Annotated in this window: 12 protein-coding genes; 3 read left to right on the forward strand and 9 right to left on the reverse strand. The window is 50.6% G+C overall.

The genetic code is table 11. The features are described 5' to 3' along the window. Positions 1 to 89 precede the first annotated feature (89 nt). Positions 90 to 5513 (forward strand): alpha-2-macroglobulin family protein, encoded by a 5424-nt coding sequence (locus tag ABDZ76_RS13915; RefSeq protein ID WP_343806775.1) that lies wholly within the window; start codon positions 90 to 92, stop codon positions 5511 to 5513. A gap of 1 nt (position 5514) precedes the next feature. Then, positions 5515 to 7614 carry a penicillin-binding protein 1C gene (gene pbpC / locus ABDZ76_RS13920; protein ID WP_374844689.1) on the forward strand — a complete coding sequence of 700 codons (2100 nt, stop codon included), beginning with the start codon at positions 5515 to 5517 and terminating at the stop codon, positions 7612 to 7614. Here pbpC and ABDZ76_RS13925 read toward each other — a convergent pair whose 3' ends face one another. The 8 genes from ABDZ76_RS13925 to ABDZ76_RS13960 form a co-directional block, all read right to left on the reverse strand. Then, complete coding sequence (locus ABDZ76_RS13925; protein WP_184223851.1) at positions 7615 to 7869, reverse strand: GlsB/YeaQ/YmgE family stress response membrane protein; 255 nt, start codon at positions 7867 to 7869, stop codon at positions 7615 to 7617. 109 nt (positions 7870 to 7978) lie between these two features. After that, on the reverse strand, positions 7979 to 8503 hold the full coding sequence (locus tag ABDZ76_RS13930) for an RNA pyrophosphohydrolase (RefSeq protein WP_343806551.1): 525 nt from the start codon (positions 8501 to 8503) through the stop codon (positions 7979 to 7981). A gap of 123 nt (positions 8504 to 8626) precedes the next feature. After that, on the reverse strand, positions 8627 to 9961 hold the full coding sequence (locus ABDZ76_RS13935; RefSeq protein ID WP_343806553.1) for a S41 family peptidase: 1335 nt from the start codon (positions 9959 to 9961) through the stop codon (positions 8627 to 8629). Positions 9962 to 9963: 2 nt separating this feature from the next. Continuing rightward, entirely contained in the window at positions 9964 to 11226 is a 1263-nt protein-coding gene (locus ABDZ76_RS13940; RefSeq protein WP_343806781.1) for a murein hydrolase activator EnvC family protein, read from the reverse strand. Positions 11227 to 11451: 225 nt separating this feature from the next. Further along, complete coding sequence (gene rlmH, locus ABDZ76_RS13945) at positions 11452 to 11934, reverse strand: 23S rRNA (pseudouridine(1915)-N(3))-methyltransferase RlmH (protein ID WP_343806555.1); 483 nt, start codon at positions 11932 to 11934, stop codon at positions 11452 to 11454. A gap of 57 nt (positions 11935 to 11991) precedes the next feature. Continuing rightward, positions 11992 to 12363: a ribosome silencing factor gene (rsfS, locus tag ABDZ76_RS13950; protein WP_343806784.1), complete on the reverse strand. Its 372-nt coding sequence runs from the start codon at positions 12361 to 12363 to the stop codon at positions 11992 to 11994. Between the two features lie 241 nt (positions 12364 to 12604). Further along, positions 12605 to 13531 (reverse strand): DMT family transporter, encoded by a 927-nt coding sequence (locus tag ABDZ76_RS13955; RefSeq protein ID WP_343806557.1) that lies wholly within the window; start codon positions 13529 to 13531, stop codon positions 12605 to 12607. A gap of 286 nt (positions 13532 to 13817) precedes the next feature. Next, positions 13818 to 14783 (reverse strand): nitrilase-related carbon-nitrogen hydrolase, encoded by a 966-nt coding sequence (locus tag ABDZ76_RS13960; RefSeq protein WP_343806559.1) that lies wholly within the window; start codon positions 14781 to 14783, stop codon positions 13818 to 13820. Between the two features lie 437 nt (positions 14784 to 15220). Here ABDZ76_RS13960 and ABDZ76_RS13965 point away from each other — a divergent pair, with 437 nt between their 5' ends. Next, positions 15221 to 16735: an ATP-binding cassette domain-containing protein gene (locus ABDZ76_RS13965; RefSeq protein WP_343806562.1), complete on the forward strand. Its 1515-nt coding sequence runs from the start codon at positions 15221 to 15223 to the stop codon at positions 16733 to 16735. A gap of 39 nt (positions 16736 to 16774) precedes the next feature. Here the strand turns inward: ABDZ76_RS13965 and ABDZ76_RS13970 are convergent, their stop codons facing one another. Continuing rightward, on the reverse strand, positions 16775 to 17287 hold the full coding sequence (locus tag ABDZ76_RS13970; protein WP_343806565.1) for an invasion associated locus B family protein: 513 nt from the start codon (positions 17285 to 17287) through the stop codon (positions 16775 to 16777). Positions 17288 to 17293: the final 6 nt, after the last annotated feature.

The raw sequence follows: 17293 nt of genomic DNA on the forward strand, positions 1-17293 counted from the left end.
GCCCAAAAGCTTGATTATAAAACTCAAGGAAGCCTTTCATGCCGTCCAGCCTCAAGCGCTTAACATTTGCCCTGATCGCATCATTTTTTATGATGCAGCCGGTTATATCGGCTGAAACGCGGCAAATACAAACCATCGAGAATGGCGACTATTTCGGCTTTGATCTGCGTACCGAGAAGAATCTCTCGCTTGATCAGTGTAAATCCACTTGTCTGGGCGACAATAATTGCCGCGCTTTTACCTATAATGAGAAAGCGCAATGGTGCTTCCTGAAAAGCGATTATAATCAGCTCAATGCGGCAGCCGGTGCTATTGCCGGTAAAGTTATTAATCCGGAAAGCGCACCGGATATTGGCGCACCACCGCTGTTGACCTATGTCGGCGACAATATTTTTGAAGAAGCCCGCCGTCTGAAAGCCTATCTGGAACAGGCAGACCACGGCGACACCGGTCTTTCGGAGTGGCTTGTCATCGCACAATCGGCATTGAAAAACGGCGATCCGCGCAATGCAACCGAAGCGCTCCGCCATGCCGCCGGCATTAATTCCGATGACAGCCGTGTCTGGAATGCACTCGCACAGGCAATTTTAAACACCGAAACCGATAATAGCGAAGAGCGCTCCAAATATCGCCGCGATGCAAGTTCGGCAGCGCTGAATGCTTATCAGACCTCCCGCAGCACCAACAGCCGCGCCGATGCACTGGCTTCGCTTGCCACGTCCCTGGAGCGCCGCGATTATGACCGTCCGGCATTGCAAGCTTATGATGCCAGCCTGAACTTAGCCAATTCGGCTTCTGTACGCGCCCTTTATGAAGATTTGCGCGCCCGCAAAGGTTTCCGCATTGTCGATCACAGTGTTGATAATGACAGCGCCTCACCGCGTATTTGTGCGCAATTTTCTGAAGACCTCGTCAAAAGCGGCGTTGATTACGCCTCTTTCATCAAAGTCGACAATCAGGCACCCAAAGCCATCGAAGCCAAAGAACGCCAGATTTGCGTTGAGGGCTTGAGCCACGGTCAGGATTATCAGGTTTCATTCCGCGCCGGTTTGCCATCCAATATTGGCGAAACTTTAAGCTCGACTGTTGTTTTAAATGTCTATGTGCAGGATCGCGCACCTTCGGTACGCTTTACCGGTGACAGCTTTGTGCTGCCATCAACAGCCCGCCGCGGCATTCCGATGGTCAGCGTCAATATGGAAACAGCTAAAGTGAAGCTTTTCCGCGTTGGCGACCGCTCCCTTGCACAGCTTTTGTCCGGCTATCAGTTCCTACGTCAATTGGATGGCTATGATGTCAGCTCATTGGTTGACCAGATGGGCGCTCCTGTTTGGGAAGGCAAAATTGAAGTTGCTGACAACCAGCTGAACAAAGAAGCCACCACCAGTTTCCCGATTGATGAAGCGCTGCCGGAACGTAAACCCGGCGTTTACATCATGACTGCCGAACAGGCCGATAAAAACGCCGATACATATGACACGGTCGCAACCCAATGGTTTGTTGTTTCCGATATCGGCTTGGCAACTTATACCGGACAGGACGGGTTGCATGTTTTTGCCCGCTCCCTTGGTTCTGCCAAACCGGTTGCAGATGTCAAACTCACTTTGCTTGCCCGCAACAATGAAATTTTGGGCGAAGCTGTTACGGACAAAGATGGTAAAGCCATCTTCAATCCGGGCTTAAGCCGGGGCACTGACGGCATGGCGCCAGCCGTTCTTATGGCCAGCCAGTCAGACACCGACTTTGTTTTCTTAGATATGACCCGTCCGGGATTTGATCTTTCCGACCGCGGTGTAACAGGCCGTGCAACACCTGAAACACTGGACGTGATGAGCTGGACAGAGCGCGGCATTTACCGCGCCGGTGAAACCGTGCATGTGGCAGCGTTAGCGCGTGATGATAAAGCAGATGCAGTTGAAAAACTGCCGCTGACATTCATCTTCCGCCGTCCTGACGGCGCTGAAGATCGCCGTCTTGTCGTTGACAGCAATTCTGCCGGTGGTTACGCCGTTGATCTGACCCTGATGCCCAATGCTATGCTCGGTACATGGTCGGTTTCAGTTTACACAGATCCGAAACAAGGCGCTGTGTCTTCACAGATGTTTCTGGTTGAAGATTTTGTCCCAGACCGGATCGAATTTGACCTGACCGCAGACAAAGCCGAAATTATGGAAGGCGAAACTGCTGAACTGTTAGTAGATGGTCGCTTCTTATATGGCGCGCCGGCTGCCGGTCTGGCACTGGAAGGCGATGTCACTATTGCCACCAGCCGCAAATGGGATCGTTTCCCGTCTTATTATTTTGGCCTTGCAGATGAACAAGAAGGCGGCAGCACTCGCACCGCACTTGATAATCTCGATAATGCCGATGAAAACGGCAAAGCGACCATTCCGGTTGCTATCAATGAGTTGCCGTCCACCACGCGTCTTTTGTCAGCACATGTCAATGTGCGCATGCGTGAAACCGGTGGCCGTGCTGTTGAGCGCTCACTTGATTTAACCATCAAACCACAAACCAATATGATTGGTATCCGTCCGGATTTTGCTGGCGGCGAAGTTCGGCAGGGCGGCACAGCCAAGTTCAGCCTGTTGGCCAGCAATGCCAGCGGCAAGCGCATCACTATGGATGGTGCAAAATGGTCGCTGATGAAAATCGAGCGTCAATATCAGTGGTATCGCAGCGGCAGTTCATGGAACTATGAAGCCGTCACATTCACCAAGGCGGTGACTGATGGCGAGATCAATATTGATGAAAACGACGATGTAGCCATATCCATGCCGGTTGACTGGGGACGCTACCGTCTTGAAGTTGAAACTGCGGATGCCTCCGGCCCAGCGTCATCCTATGAATTTGATGCAGGCTGGTATGTTTCTTCAACATCCACCGAAACACCAGACGGCCTGGAAATTGCGCTTGATAAAGAGCAATATGCCATTGGTGACACTGCAAAGCTCAACATTTCTCCACGCTTTGCCGGTGAAATGCTGATTACCATCGGCACTGAAAAACTGATCCAGACTATTAATGTCAGCGTGCCGGAAAAAGGTCTGGTCGTTGATATTCCGGTTGATGCAAGCTTTGGTGCGGGCACCTATGTAACCGCAACCCTTTATCGTCCGGGTAGTGCGACGGAAAGCCGGATGCCAGCCCGTGCCATCGGTCTGAAATGGCTAAAAGTTGACCCAGAACAAAGAAGTCTGGCAATTGATCTGGCCTTGCCTGAAAAAACCGAACCTAAATCAACGCTCGCAGTACCGGTTACCGTTGCCAATGCTGGCAACCAGCAAGCCTATGTCATGGTGGCGGCAGTGGATGTCGGCATTTTGAACCTCACCCGTTATAGCGCACCAGATCCTGAAGGCTGGTTCTTCGGCCAGCGTCAGCTGGGGCTTGAAATGCGCGACATTTATGGTCGTCTCATTGATGGCTCGCTCGGTGTTACAGGCAAGTTGCGTACCGGTGGTGACGGCGGCAATATGGGTTCACAGGGCAGCCCTCCGACCGAAAAACTGCTGGCGCTTTTCTCCGGCATTGTCGAGCTTGACAGTGACGGCAAAGCGATCATCGATTTTGATCTGCCGCAATTTAACGGAACCGCCAGAGTTATGGCTGTCGCATGGACAAAATCAGCCCTTGGCCATGCTGAAAAAGACGTCATCATCCGTGATCCACTGGTCATTACAGCCGGTCTGCCACGCTTTATGGCACCGGGTGACATGTCAACCATCCGCTTTGACATTGCCAATACAGATGCACCGGACGGCGATTATCAGTTAACCGTCGAAACCAGCGACAATCTCAACGTCAGCGATGATGCAGCCTCTCAGACCCTGTCGCTTCAGGGCGGAAAACGCATCTCAGTAACAGTGCCGCTGGCAGCACAGGCAACCGGTGACGGGTTTGTAACCATCCGTGTGGCGAATGACAGCGGCATCATGGTTGAACAGATTTTGAACCTCAATGTGCGCCCTGTCGATCTGCCGATCACCAGCCGCTATGTGGTGGATTTATCTGCCGGTCAGGGTTTGACCATCGATGGCGAACTTCTATCTCAAAACCTGCTCGATGGCGCTCATGTCAGTGTGGATGTCAGCCGCAGCGCTGCATTTGACATCACTTCCATGCTGATGGCGCTTGATCGCTATCCTTATGGCTGCACCGAGCAGACCACCAGCCGTGCAATGCCATTGCTTTATTTGCAGGAAATGGCTGCAAGCACCAAAGATGCCATCAGCAGCGACGATCAGGATGCGATTAAAACCCGCGTTCAGGATGCGATTTACCGTGTACTGAACTTCCAGTCTTCGTCAGGTTCATTCGGTCTTTGGGGGCCGGGTTCCAACGATCCTTGGCTGGATGCTTATGTCACCGACTTCCTGACCCGTGCGCGTGAAAAGGACTATATTGTGCCTGAACGGGCGCTTGTCTCAGCTTTGAATAATTTGCAAAACACGCTGAGCTACAACACCAATATACAAGAGCACGGCAATGAAATTGCCTATGCGCTTTATGTATTGGCGCGCAACAAAAAGGCATCGGTCGGTGATCTGCGTTATTATGCAGATACCCAGCTGGAAGCTTTTGAAAGCCCGATGGCCGTGGCGCAAATTGCAGCAGCCCTTTCGCTTTACGGTGATCAGCCACGCTCTGATCGTACCTTTGAAGCGGCACTCAATTTCAGCCAGATGACACCGAAACATAACTACAACCGCACAGATTATGGCTCACGTCTGCGCGATGGCGCGGCTGTGCTGGCACTGGCTGCCGAAACCAAGCCTATGCCAAAAATCGTACCTGAACTGATTAAACTTGTTGGTCAGATGCGTCAGGACAGCCGCTATATGAGCACGCAAGATCAGGCATGGATGCTGCTTGCAGCACGCGGTTTGCAGGAAAACAACTCCAGCATCAAACTGGATGTCGACGGCACCGTGCATAAAGGCCTATTCTCACAGCGCTATACCGGCAATGCTTTGCAACAGGCACCGGTTAAAATCAGCAATCAAAGCTCTGATCCGGTTGATGCGGTGATCACAGCCGTTGCCCCTCCGGCACAATCATTGCCGGCCGGTGGTGATGGCTTCAACATCAAGCGCACATATTACACCTTGGATGGCGAAGAAACCAACATCACCAGTGTAGATCAAAACGAGCGTTTTGTGGTCGTCTTGCAGGTTGATGATTTGCAAAACTGGGCATCACGCGTGCTGGTCACTGACCTGTTGCCGGCTGGTTTTGAAATCGACAATCCGCGTCTGGTAAACAGTGCTGATCTGGCTAATTTCTCGTGGCTAGAACGTACCGAAGCCGCCCATCTCGAATTCCGCAATGATCGTTTTGTGGCAGCTTTTGACCGCGATGCAGGTGAAAAACGACAGATCACCCTTGCTTATGTGGTGCGTGCGGTAACACCGGGTATTTACACCCATCCTGCCGCAACGGTTGAGGACATGTATCGTCCGCAGTTCTCGGCGCGTACATCCACCGGCATGATGGAAGTCGCAACGCCTTAACATGTTGCGGCTTGGTAAATTGGGAAAAAGAATACTCATTGGCGGTGCCCTTCTTGTAAGCGGCATCGCCATTGTGGGTACAATTAGCCTGAATATGCTGGATCAGGCTTTCCCGCCCCCTCTACCTGAACGTTTGACCGTCTCCACCGAAATGATGGATCGTGATGATCATTTATTGCGCGCCTTTACCACGCCTGACGGCTATTGGCGGCTAAACACCAAAATCGAAGATGTCGATCCGCTGCTCGTTAAAATGCTGATCGCTTATGAAGATAAGCGTTTCTACGATCATTCGGGCATTGATTTTTGGGCGCTTTTACGTGCAGCCAAACAGCTTGTCACCAATGGGCGGATTGTATCCGGCGGCTCCACTTTATCGATGCAGTTGGCACGTTTGATCGAGCCGCGTGAAAACCGCAATCTCGGCTCCAAATTTTTACAAATTGCCCGCGCTGTTCAAATTGAACGCCGCCTCACCAAAGAGCAAATCCTCGAACGCTATCTGACACTTGCGCCCTATGGCGGCAATCTGGAAGGTGTACGCTCCGCGTCTCTTGCCTATTTTGGTCAAGAGCCTAAACGCCTGACCACCGCGCAAGCGGCACTCCTTGTTGCCCTGCCGCAATTGCCCGAACGCCGTCGCCCTGACCGCTACCGTGAGAACACCCAGAACGCGCGTGACCGTGTGCTGGCCAGAATGGAAAATGCCGAGATTATTTCCGCGCAGGAAGTAACCCGCAGCCAACGCGAAATGGTATCATCCAAACGTTTTGCATTACCGGCATTAGCGGCGCATTTATCGGATGAGGCAATCAAAAAAGACCCAAGCAATCCGCGCCATCAATTGACCTTGATGAAACAAGCGCAACAAGGATTGGAAAAAGTTGCCAAAGCCCACGCCACAAAAATCGGCAATAAAACCTCTGTCGCCATTGTTTTGGCCGACAGCCGAAATGGCAACATTCTAGCCTCCGTCGGCTCTGCCAATTATTTTGACAGCCGCATTCAGGGCTGGATTGATATGAGCCGCGCTGTCCGCTCGCCCGGTTCAACGCTCAAACCCTTTATTTATGGTTTGGCCTTTGAACAAGGATTGATCGCACAAGAAACAATCATTCAGGATCGGCCGACCGATTTTGCCGGTTATCGCCCGCGTAATTTTGATATGAGTTATCAAGGCGATGTCACCATCCGCCAGGCGCTGCAAATGTCGTTGAATGTGCCAACCATCAGCTTGCTGGATGCTGTCGGGCCATTGCAACTGACCACCCGCTTTCGTCAGGCTGGCGTAACATTGCAATTGCCTAAAAATGAAGCTCCCGGCCTTGCGATCGGCTTGGGCGGCGCGGGCATCAATTTGCGCGACCTTGTGCAGCTTTACACCGGCCTTGCCAATGGCGGCAAAACCGCCACTTTGCGAGACGGCACCGAAAAAACAGAACCCGTAATCACCGGCACCACCATTCTAAGCGAAACCGCCACATGGCAGATTGCTGATATTTTATCCGGAATTCGCCCGCCCGAAGGCGCAGCCCGTCGCATTTTGGCTTACAAAACCGGCACATCCTATGGCTATCGGGATGCATGGTCTGTTGGTTATGACGGGCGCTATGTGATGGGCGTGTGGGTTGGTCGTGCTGATGGAGGCCCTGTTGCAGGTTTGACCGGATATTTATCCGCAGCCCCCATTTTGTTTGAAGCTTTTGTCAAATCCGGTTTAGCGGCTGTGCCCTTTCCGCGCGCGCCTTATGGCGCGCTGCATTTAAACAGCAATGAACTACCCATCACATTGGGGCGTTTTTCCAATATCAATGATGGGCTCATCATGCTCAAAGCGACAGCGGAACCGGCACCACAAATCACCTTTCCGCCCAATGGAGTGCATGTGGAACTGAAGCCTAATGGTGAAAAAGCATCGCCTTTGGTTTTAAAAATGCAAGGCGGGCGCGCACCGTTTCGCTGGTTGGCCAATGGCAAACCTTTAGGCGAACCGGAACGCCGCCGTACTATACAATGGCAACCTGATGGCGTTGGTTATTCCACACTGACTGTGATTGATGCGGCAGGCCGCGCAGCCAGTGTGAAAATTTTTGTCGAATAATCACGCTCGTTTGATAACGCGCAACACAACCAGCAAAATCGCCGCGCCAATAAAAGCATTAACAACTGAAGCGATAAAACCGCCACCAACACTAAAGCCAAGGCGCGGTAATAACCAACCGGCAAAGAATGCGCCAATCACACCAATCACGATATTGCCGATCATGCCAAAACCGCCGCCACGCACAATCGTGCCTGCCAACCAACCCGCAACCAAACCAACAATCAGAAATACAATAAGGCTTTGTCCGTCCATTATGTTTCCTTCGCAAGAAAATTACGTGACGGACAAAGTTTCCTCAAGATACAGAAATTTACAAGTCTATTTATTGAGCCACAGCCAGATTAAAGTTTAACGCTTTAATTTATGGTGCCAAATGACGGAAATTGCGCACAACTTCCTGATATAATTTACGCTTAAATGGTACGATCAGCTGCGGCAGATCATCCATCGGTTTCCATTCCCAAGCGTCAAATTCTGCAACTTCATCACCCGGAGGCGGATTAATAGCAATTTCACTTTCATCGCCTTCAAAGCGATAGGCAAACCATTTTTGTGTCTGGCCGCGATATTTGCCCTTAAGCGCTTTGCCGATCAGATGAACCGGCAGATCATAATTAATCCACTCCGGTGCTTCCGCCAGCAGCGAAACCGAACGCATGCCGGTTTCTTCATAAAGCTCGCGCAAAGCTGCCTCAACCGGTTCTTCACCTTTATCAATGCCGCCTTGTGGCATTTGCCAGAGCTGCGTTGCGCCTTCCATCTCCCCTTCCGGCACGATGATACGGCGACCAGACCACACCAATCCGTCACGGTTTAAAACCATCAAACCCACACATGGGCGGTAAGGTAAGGTTTCAGGATCAATAAGCTTCTGTTTGTCAGCCATCCGTCGCACTCCATCTTCATCTGCCCTATTCTATAAGGTATTTTTATCAACAAAACATAACAAAAAAGCGGATGCAAAATTTGCACCCGCTTTAATCATTCAAATAGTACTGACAGGCAGAAATTACTCTGCCAGCGCTGCTTTTTTAGGATCCGGCGGGAAAGCCGCATTCTTTTCTTCACCGCGCAAAAGCTTCAAAGCTTCAGCCAGCTGAACGTCGTCTTTTGGCTCAGCCGGAACATAAGCCGCTGATCCTGAACCTTCTTCATCCTCAATTGCACCTTTAATGTGCCCTTTGAGACCGGATTCACCGCGCACCACATCTTCACCACGGAATTCCGGTGGTAAAGGCTGTTCCACTTTGATGTCAGGCGTAATGCCCTTACCCTGAATAGATTTACCCGAAGGGGTGTAATAAAGCGCCGTGGTCAGACGCAATGAGCCATTTTCACCAAGCGGAATAATGGTTTGCACCGAGCCTTTACCAAAGCTTTGTGTACCAAGCACGGTTGCACGACGATGGTCCTGCAAGGCACCCGCCACAATTTCAGAGGCCGAGGCAGAACCACCATTAATCATCACAATCACCGGCTTACCTTCAACAAGATCGCCGCTGCGTGCATCAAAACGGGTTACATCCTGCGGATCACGGCCACGGGTTGAAACAATCTCACCCTTATCAAGGAAGACATCCGAAACGGCGACAGCCTGATCAAGCAGACCACCCGGATTGAGACGCAGATCCAGTACAAAACCTTTCAGCTTGTCGTCAGGAATTTGCGACTGGATGTCTTTGATGGCTTTTTTCAGATCATCAAAAGTCTGTTCGGTAAAGGAAATGACGCGCAAATAGCCAACATCACCTTCAACACGATAACGGACAGCTTTGACCTTCACCACATCACGGGTGATTTTCAGCTTAATCGGCTTATCAACACCCTGACGGATCAATGTCAGTTCAATAGACGTGTTGATGGGCCCACGCATTTTGTCGACAGCATCATTGAGGCTGAGGCCACGCACTTCCGCGCCGTCAATCTGGCTGATCAGATCGCCCGACAACACACCGGCTTTAGAAGCAGGCGTATCATCAATAGGCGCAATCACTTTAACCAGATCGCCATCCATCGTCACTTCAATGCCAAGGCCGCCAAATTCGCCCTTGGTTTGAACGCGCATATCTTGTGCGGCTTCCGGATTAAGATAAGAAGAGTGCGGATCAAGCGATGTCAGCATGCCGTTAATGGCGCTTTCCACCAGCTTCTGCTCATCGGGCGGCGTTACATACTGGCCGCGCACACGCTCGAAAATATCGCCGAACACAGCGAGCTTTTTATAGGTATCGCTCGACGCGCCGGAGGCCGCATTGGCAATGGAGGCAGGTGCGCCCTGAACCATCACAATTGCTGATGCACCCATTAAGGCTCCGGCAAAAAGCAGCGATAGTTTACGTATCATTTCTATGTCCTTCCCGATAGCCGCTCGGCCCACCACGGAGCCGGGTCGACGGGTTTTCCATCTTTTCTAAATTCGATGTAAAGTAAAGGGGCGCTGTCATCAACATTCACTGATGCAACGCTGGCCAAAAGCTTTTCTCCCATAGTGCCGACAGGTTCTCCCGCTAGCATAAACTGTCCTTGTGACACATTGATTCGCCCCATACCCGCCATGACGACATGGTATCCGCCACCAGCGTCGAGTATCAAGAGTTGCCCGTAAGAACGGAAAACTCCTGCGTATAACACAACGCCATCCGAAGGTGACGTAATCGTGGCAGAAGGAGGAGTTTGTAAAATTTCTCCCATCATTGTGCCGCCAAGACCATCATTTGCACCAAATTTGCGAATGATTTTACCGGCTGCGGGAAATCCGAGCTGCCCTTGCAGCTTTTCAAAGCTGCCCTCGGCAATCAAATGACTGGTATCAGCCACGCCCTGTTCGGCGCGTTCTTGCCCTGCTGCCAACCGGTCAGCTTCTGCACGTTTTGCCGCTTCCGCAGCAGAACGCACCCCATCCATTTGCTTGTCCAATCCGGCAATCAGCTCTTGCAAGCTGGTGGCTTTAGCAGCCAAAACTTCCGACGTTTTGCGCATGACCAGCAATTCATCAGTGGAGGTTTCCTGAAGTTTTTTCTTTTCCTCAAGCAGCAATTCCTGCCGCTTATGTTCTTCAGCCTGTTCCTTACGTGCTGCCACCAGCCGTTGTTGTTCTGCCGTAATGGAAGCGGTCAATCGCTCCATTTCCTTCAAATCATCCATCAGTTCTTCGGTTTGCTGGCGCATTTCAGGCACAACAGCACCCAGCAAAACGGCGCTGCGCACAGAGGCCAAAGCATCATCAGGGCGCACCAAAATTGCAGGCGGCGGGTTCAAACCCATGCGTTGAAGAGCTGCCAGAACTTCCGCCAACGCGCCGCGCCTTGATTGTAATGATACACGGATGCCATCTTCCTGCTCCAGTAGCGAAATCAAGCGCTCACCCGTATCAGCAATATCCTGTTCGAGTTTCTTGTCAGTTTTGGCAGATTGAATAAGGGCTGCACTTAAACTGGCCTGATCTTTTTTGAGGGCGGCGACCTCCGCCTCCATCTGGTTCAGCTTTTCTTGTGTGACCAGCACTTCTTCATTTAATTTTCGCAGTTCAGCGTCAGCTTTTTCACGCTCAAGCTGCATGGGAGTCTGCGCAAAAACCGGTGCAGACACAAAACCAACTGTCACTGTCATAACCGCAACACCAAAAAAGCCGCGCCAGACTGTAGCCTGCGCAACCCTAAGCATCGCTCTTTGAAGGTGATGACATAATGACATTTAGTCTATTCTATCCGGCTTTATCCTGAACTTTATTGATCACATTGATTTTAGATATGTTTGCCAAATCCGGTTGCCCATTTTGGGAAACATATTCGGGATAATCTTATCCCATATCTTATTAATGAATTCCTATGGAATTCACGAGCGGTGATAGGGATGTCCGGAAAGAATAGTTGCAGCACGATAAAGCTGCTCAGCCACCAAGATACGGGCGATCTGATGCGGCCATGTCAGTGAGCCAAGCGCCAGAACCAAATCCGCTCTTTGACGCAAACGCGGATCATGTCCGTCAGGCCCGCCAATGGCCACAATCAGCTGACGTTTTCCTTCATCACGCAAGCGTCCCATTTGTCCGGCGAAATCTTCCGAGCTTAACGCCTTGCCGCGTTCATCAAGTAGAATAAGCCCTGCGCCGGCATCAAGCGCTTCAAACAGGCGCGCGGCTTCTTCTGTTTTTCGTAAATCCACCGTCTGTGCACGGCTTTCCGTGATTTCGCTCACACCTTGAAAATCAAAGCCCAGCGGATTGCCTGCCTTGGAAAACCGGTCAAAATAACGGTCGGCCAATTCACGTTCCGGTCCGGCTTTCATTCGTCCGACGGCAAAAACTGTAATACGCATGGATTTATTCGCAAAAAGTAATTTGCCCTTCCGATGAACCGAAAGGGCAAAATTTCATTAATGGACTGTTTCTGTTTTGCGCAGCTCTTGTTTGTCTGCATCAACCCAGATTTTTTCCAGATTATAAAATTCGCGGATTTCAGGGCGGAAGATATGAACGATAATATCGCCGGTATCAATCAACACCCAGTCGCCGCCTTCAAGGCCTTCCACCTTAATATCGCGATAGCCTGCTTCACGCAGAGCACGCAACAAATGGTCAGCCGCAGCCGCCACATGGCGGTGCGAACGCCCTGATGCGATGATCATATAATCGCCCAGTGCAGATTTTCCACGCATATCAATCGGGATAATGTCCTCAGCCTTGGAATCATCCAAAGTGGCGAGTGCGAGTTCGAAAGCCTCTAAGACGCGCTTGGCATCGTCCATTGCGGCTGTTGAAAGTGTGGTTTTCACTTTCTTATCAGTAGCTGTTCTCAGTGTCTTGCCTTCCGTTAAGAACAACGCAAATACGGCTCATACACGCCGTACTGCTAAAATGTGGCAGAATCTCATATCAGTTTTGTGACATATAACATATTTACCAAGCAAAAGCACGGAAAATAGCACAGATAATAATGCCCGCTCCTCAAAGAGAAACGGGCAAATATGACTAACTTTCAAGCTGAGCTCAGTTTTTCTGAATATCCGCCAATTCTGTGTTCAAAACCGGCGCACCTTCGGCTGGCACCACTGCCGGCGGCTCAGAAACGCCGCGCTGACGCTCGCGCACAAAGGTGAAAAAGCCGGAAATAATGATTAGAACCATGCCGAAAACCATCGGCATATCAACGCGGTCATGGAAGACAAAATAACCGAATAAAAGCGCCCAGATCATCTGGCTATATTGCGGCGAGGCGATTGCACTGGCCGGCGCACGGAAAGCAGCCAGCATCAGCAACACATTACCAAGTGCTGCCAGCAAACCATAGCCAGCAAGATAGATCCATTGAACAGTATCTGGTGCCTGATAATTGGGTGCTGCCAAAAAGCCCGCAATGACAATCGGCCCAAGCAATCCGCTGGTATAAAGCGAAATACGTTTTTCCCGTGTTCCCATAACGCGGTAGATAATAATCCCGATCGCACCGCCCATACCGGCAACCAAAGCACCTAAATGGCCAAGCGACAACTCACGGAAACCAGGGCGCAGGATAATCAACACGCCGATAAAACCGATAACCACCGCAGACCAGCGCCGCCAGCCCACTTTTTCACCCAAGAACACAACCGACAAAATGGTTACAAAAGCGGGCAGCAAGAAAATCAGCGCGAATGCTTCCGCCATCGACAAGTAAGTAAATGCCGCCACACTACCAATAGTGCCCATTGCCGAGCTGACAATACGTAAGAGCCAGATCGGACGGTTTGACGTGCGGAACATATCCAGCCACTTATCATTGGCACCCTTCATGAAGGGTACGCCGCACAGGCCAAAAACCGCGCCCAGCGAAGCAATTTGATAAGGTGACAATGAGCCGTCAATGAACTTAACGCACGCATCGCTGACGGCGTATGCTGCGTAAGATGCAAACGCGAGAAGAATTCCGTAAACCATAATGATATGCCTAAAAACGCACATGCCTGCCATGTCAGCGTTTATTTTATGTAAGCTAAAACGCCCATATTGGCAAAGCCAATATAATACGATCAATTCTGCTGATCGCACAATGTTAATATTCAGCAGAGAACCATTACAAAAACTCAATAATAATCATATTTTACCATTTTGATTCAATATCTTATGCCTTACCTCCCCCTTAATGCACTATTCTTACAATTTAATGACAGTACCCGATTTAAAAGGCGGATCCATTCCCATAGATCCGCCTTTTTCTTAAATGCTAAGCCTCATCCTCATCGCAAAGCAGCACTTCGCTATCGTCAAAAAATTCAACCGGCTTTTTCTCGGCCTCATTGACCTGTAGTGTGAAAACATCAGGACGTGCGTAATGGCCAACCACATCGAGGTCATATTTACCGCGGATTGTATCCATGAGATCAATGTCAGCCGTTATGATCGCTTCTCGCCCATAAACAGGACCGGCAATGACCTCACCCATCGGGCTCACAATCACACTACCACCGCGAATAAGTTCGCGTGCAGGGTCATTATCACCTGCAATGTCGTAATTTGCAGGCGCATCGCCACGGGTAAAATACTGGCAAGCGCTGAGCACAAAAGTGCGCCCCTCATAAGCAATATGGCGCATAGAGGATTGCCAGATCTCACGCTCATCAACGGTGGGCGCACACCAGAGATTAATGCCTTTGGCATACATGGTCTGGCGCAAATTCGGCATATAGTTTTCCCAGCAAATAGCCGCACCGATTTTACCGATATGCGTATCAAAAACAGGAATGGTTGAACCATCCCCCTGCCCCCAAACCAGCCTTTCGCTGGCTGTTGGCATCAGCTTACGGTGTTTGCCCAACAAACTGCCGTCAGGCCCGAAGAAGAGGACTGTGCAATAAAGGGTAGCGCCATCACGCTCAATCACGCCAGTGACCAAATGGGATTTCATTTTAGCTGCGAAAGAACCAATCGCCTTACATTCAGGCCCCGGCACATCAATTGCAGCCTGCCAATAACGCAGATAATCTTCGCGCCCTTCAGCGCTTCGCGTGCCCATACGGGCGCCAAAATCCAGCCCCTTCGGATAGCCTCCGACATAAGCCTCAGGAAAAACCGCCAGCTCCACCCCCTGACTTGCCGCCTCAACACATAGAGCCTCCATCCGCTCCAGTGTTTTGGGAGTATCAAAAAGACTTGTTCCCGCTTGTATCACTGCAACCCGACACGCACTCATAGCTTCCTCCTGACGCATTGGTGCTTCTTTGACATACGAGTGGAACAGAGCATTCATTGTTTTGCAAGGCGACAATATCGCCACCGCCCCTCAGCAATTGAGTGATAGTTCAGTAAGGCCAGCAGCTCTCGAAACAATCAATATCTTCTAACCACCAAGCTGTATTTAGCGGATCATGAAAAATCTGCACTTATTCTGGATAAAAACTGCACATTTTCTCATTGTTATTCCTGACAAGATGATTTAGTTTTTTCGCGTATTCAAACGAAAGGGGAAGTTGGTGTTGTATCAACGTGTCCAACATCATACCCGTGGCCCTGTCTTTGCCCCGCAAATTATTATTTCGCGGGGCTGACTAAGGATCGCATTGTCGTCTCATCGTCAGCCTTCTTGCAGGCAGTTTTGTCCATGCCTTTTTGACTGAATGAGATTAATCTATGTCCCTTATCGCCCTTAAAGACCTTTCCCTCGTCCGTAGTGAACTACTTTTCAAAGATTTGAGTTTTACTGTTGCCAAAGGCGACCGCTTAGGCCTCGTCGCCGCCAATGGCCGCGGCAAATCTTCGCTCTTGCGCATCCTCGCAGGTGAAGAAACAGCTACGACCGGCAATGTCACCAATATACGCGGGCTTGTTGTCGCTTTCGCACCACAAGACCCGCCAGCACATCTGTTACCATTAAGCTTTTATGATGCTGTACGCGACGCATTAACGGCAGAGCTTGCGGAAACAGAAAGCTGGCGCGTCGATATTTTGCTGGACGACTTAAGCGTCGATGAAGATATTCGTCATCGTCCGGTTAGCCAATTGTCCGGCGGTTGGCAGCGCACCATGCTGCTGGCACGCGCTGCGATCGTCGAACCCGATCTGCTTCTGCTTGATGAACCGACCAATCACCTCGATCTTGGCCGGATTGGTGTTTTGCAGCGTTTTTTAATGAATTTGCCACGTGATTGCGCGGTTATTGCTGCCAGCCATGACCGTGCTTTTCTGGACGATACAACCACCCGAACACTGTTTCTGCGCCCGACCGGCAGTGAAGATTTTGCACTGCCTTATTCACGCGCACGTCAGGCTTTGGATGAAAATGATAGTGCCCGTGGACGGCAATATGACAATGACATGCGCAAAGTGAAAGCTTTGCGTCAGCAGGCAGCCAAATTGAAAAATATCGGCATTAACTCCGGTTCTGATTTGCTGGTTGTTAAAACCAAACAACTGTCAGAACGTGCTGACAAGCTGGAAGAGCGTGCCCAGCCTGCGCATCTGGAACGCTCGGCCGGGAACATTCGCCTCACCAATAGCGGCACCCATGCCAAGGCACTGGTCACGATCAACGACACCCAGATTGAAACGCCGGATCAGCGCCTGCTATTCCGTATAAGCAAATTTTGGATTGAGAAGAGTGATCGCATTGCGTTGCTTGGCGCCAACGGAACCGGGAAAACCCGTTTTGTTAAACGGCTACAAGCGGCTTTGATCCAAGAAGACCCGCATATTCGCGGAGCCGCGAGTTTAAAACTTGGCTATTCCGATCAGGCACTTTCGCAATTGGATCAATTCCCTTCGCCTTGGGAAGCGGTAAAAAGATCAAGCGACCTAAATGATCATCAAGCGCGCTCACAGCTGGCTGGCGCCGGAATAAGTATGGAGGCACAGACTGCACCCGTGTCGCGTCTTTCCGGTGGACAGCGCGCGCGTCTTGCTATGCTGCTTTTGCGTTTAACTGAACCGAACTTCTATCTGCTGGATGAGCCGACAAACCATCTGGATATTGAAGGTCAGGACATGTTGGAAAATGAGCTGATTGAGCATGAAACGGCTTGCCTGCTTGTCAGCCATGACCGTGCGTTTATCACCAATGTCGCGACACGGTTCTGGGTCATTGAAAACAAAAAGCTCATCGAAGTCGATGATCCAGCCCCTGTCTTTGCCAAACTGATTGCAGAATAAGTAAAAAACAGCGGCGCTTTTATCAAAGCGCCGCTGTTATTATTTCACGAGAGCAAATGCCTCGGCAAAACCATTCAAAGGCAAAGTCAGGCTAATATCGTTTTGGGATGTATCCTGCATCGTCAGGATCAATTGCTTGCCCTTGATCATTGCCGCCAGTAAATCTTTATCCAGCGGATTTCCAAAATAACAACCGCTCGTATTGCAGGTTTGAAGGGAATAGCTAAAGGGCTTACCTTCATCCACTTTCATCGTAATACCGACACTCAGTGAAACCTCCAAAGGCACACGCACCATCAGCAATGGCTGCGCTTTTGCTTCAGGAACCCTGATCGTGAAATCCGTCAGCCGCTGACCGCTTTCAGTCAGAATAGCGCTTGCTTCAACCCTGCACTCCAATGCGGTTTTACGGTTTACCGCATTGCATGCGGTTTGCCAGCCGCTCGTCGTCAGCGATAAAGTCTGCTGGTTGCTCTCTTGTGCTGTGGCTTGCGCCACAGCACCCATGATGACAACCAATGCGCCCAGACAAAAAACTTTGACTTTCATCATCTCTGT

The organism is Paenochrobactrum glaciei (assembly GCF_039522165.1).
In the GTDB taxonomy this organism is placed as follows: Bacteria; Pseudomonadota; Alphaproteobacteria; order Rhizobiales; family Rhizobiaceae; genus Paenochrobactrum; species Paenochrobactrum glaciei.

Excerpts from the sequence above, each read along its gene's own strand:
- ABDZ76_RS13915 (WP_343806775.1), top strand. The coding sequence starts at position 90 with ATGATGCAGCCGGTTATATCGGCTGAAACGCGGCAAATACAAACCATC.
- pbpC (WP_374844689.1), top strand. The coding sequence starts at position 5,515 with ATGTTGCGGCTTGGTAAATTGGGAAAAAGAATACTCATTGGCGGTGCC.
- ABDZ76_RS13925 (WP_184223851.1), bottom strand. The coding sequence starts at position 7,869 with ATGGACGGACAAAGCCTTATTGTATTTCTGATTGTTGGTTTGGTTGCG.
- ABDZ76_RS13930 (WP_343806551.1), bottom strand. The coding sequence starts at position 8,503 with ATGGCTGACAAACAGAAGCTTATTGATCCTGAAACCTTACCTTACCGC.
- ABDZ76_RS13935 (WP_343806553.1), bottom strand. The coding sequence starts at position 9,961 with ATGATACGTAAACTATCGCTGCTTTTTGCCGGAGCCTTAATGGGTGCA.
- ABDZ76_RS13940 (WP_343806781.1), bottom strand. The coding sequence starts at position 11,226 with ATGACAGTGACAGTTGGTTTTGTGTCTGCACCGGTTTTTGCGCAGACT.
- rlmH (WP_343806555.1), bottom strand. The coding sequence starts at position 11,934 with ATGCGTATTACAGTTTTTGCCGTCGGACGAATGAAAGCCGGACCGGAA.
- rsfS (WP_343806784.1), bottom strand. The coding sequence starts at position 12,363 with ATGGACGATGCCAAGCGCGTCTTAGAGGCTTTCGAACTCGCACTCGCC.
- ABDZ76_RS13955 (WP_343806557.1), bottom strand. The coding sequence starts at position 13,531 with ATGGTTTACGGAATTCTTCTCGCGTTTGCATCTTACGCAGCATACGCC.
- ABDZ76_RS13960 (WP_343806559.1), bottom strand. The coding sequence starts at position 14,783 with ATGAGTGCGTGTCGGGTTGCAGTGATACAAGCGGGAACAAGTCTTTTT.
- ABDZ76_RS13965 (WP_343806562.1), top strand. The coding sequence starts at position 15,221 with ATGTCCCTTATCGCCCTTAAAGACCTTTCCCTCGTCCGTAGTGAACTA.
- ABDZ76_RS13970 (WP_343806565.1), bottom strand. The coding sequence starts at position 17,287 with ATGATGAAAGTCAAAGTTTTTTGTCTGGGCGCATTGGTTGTCATCATG.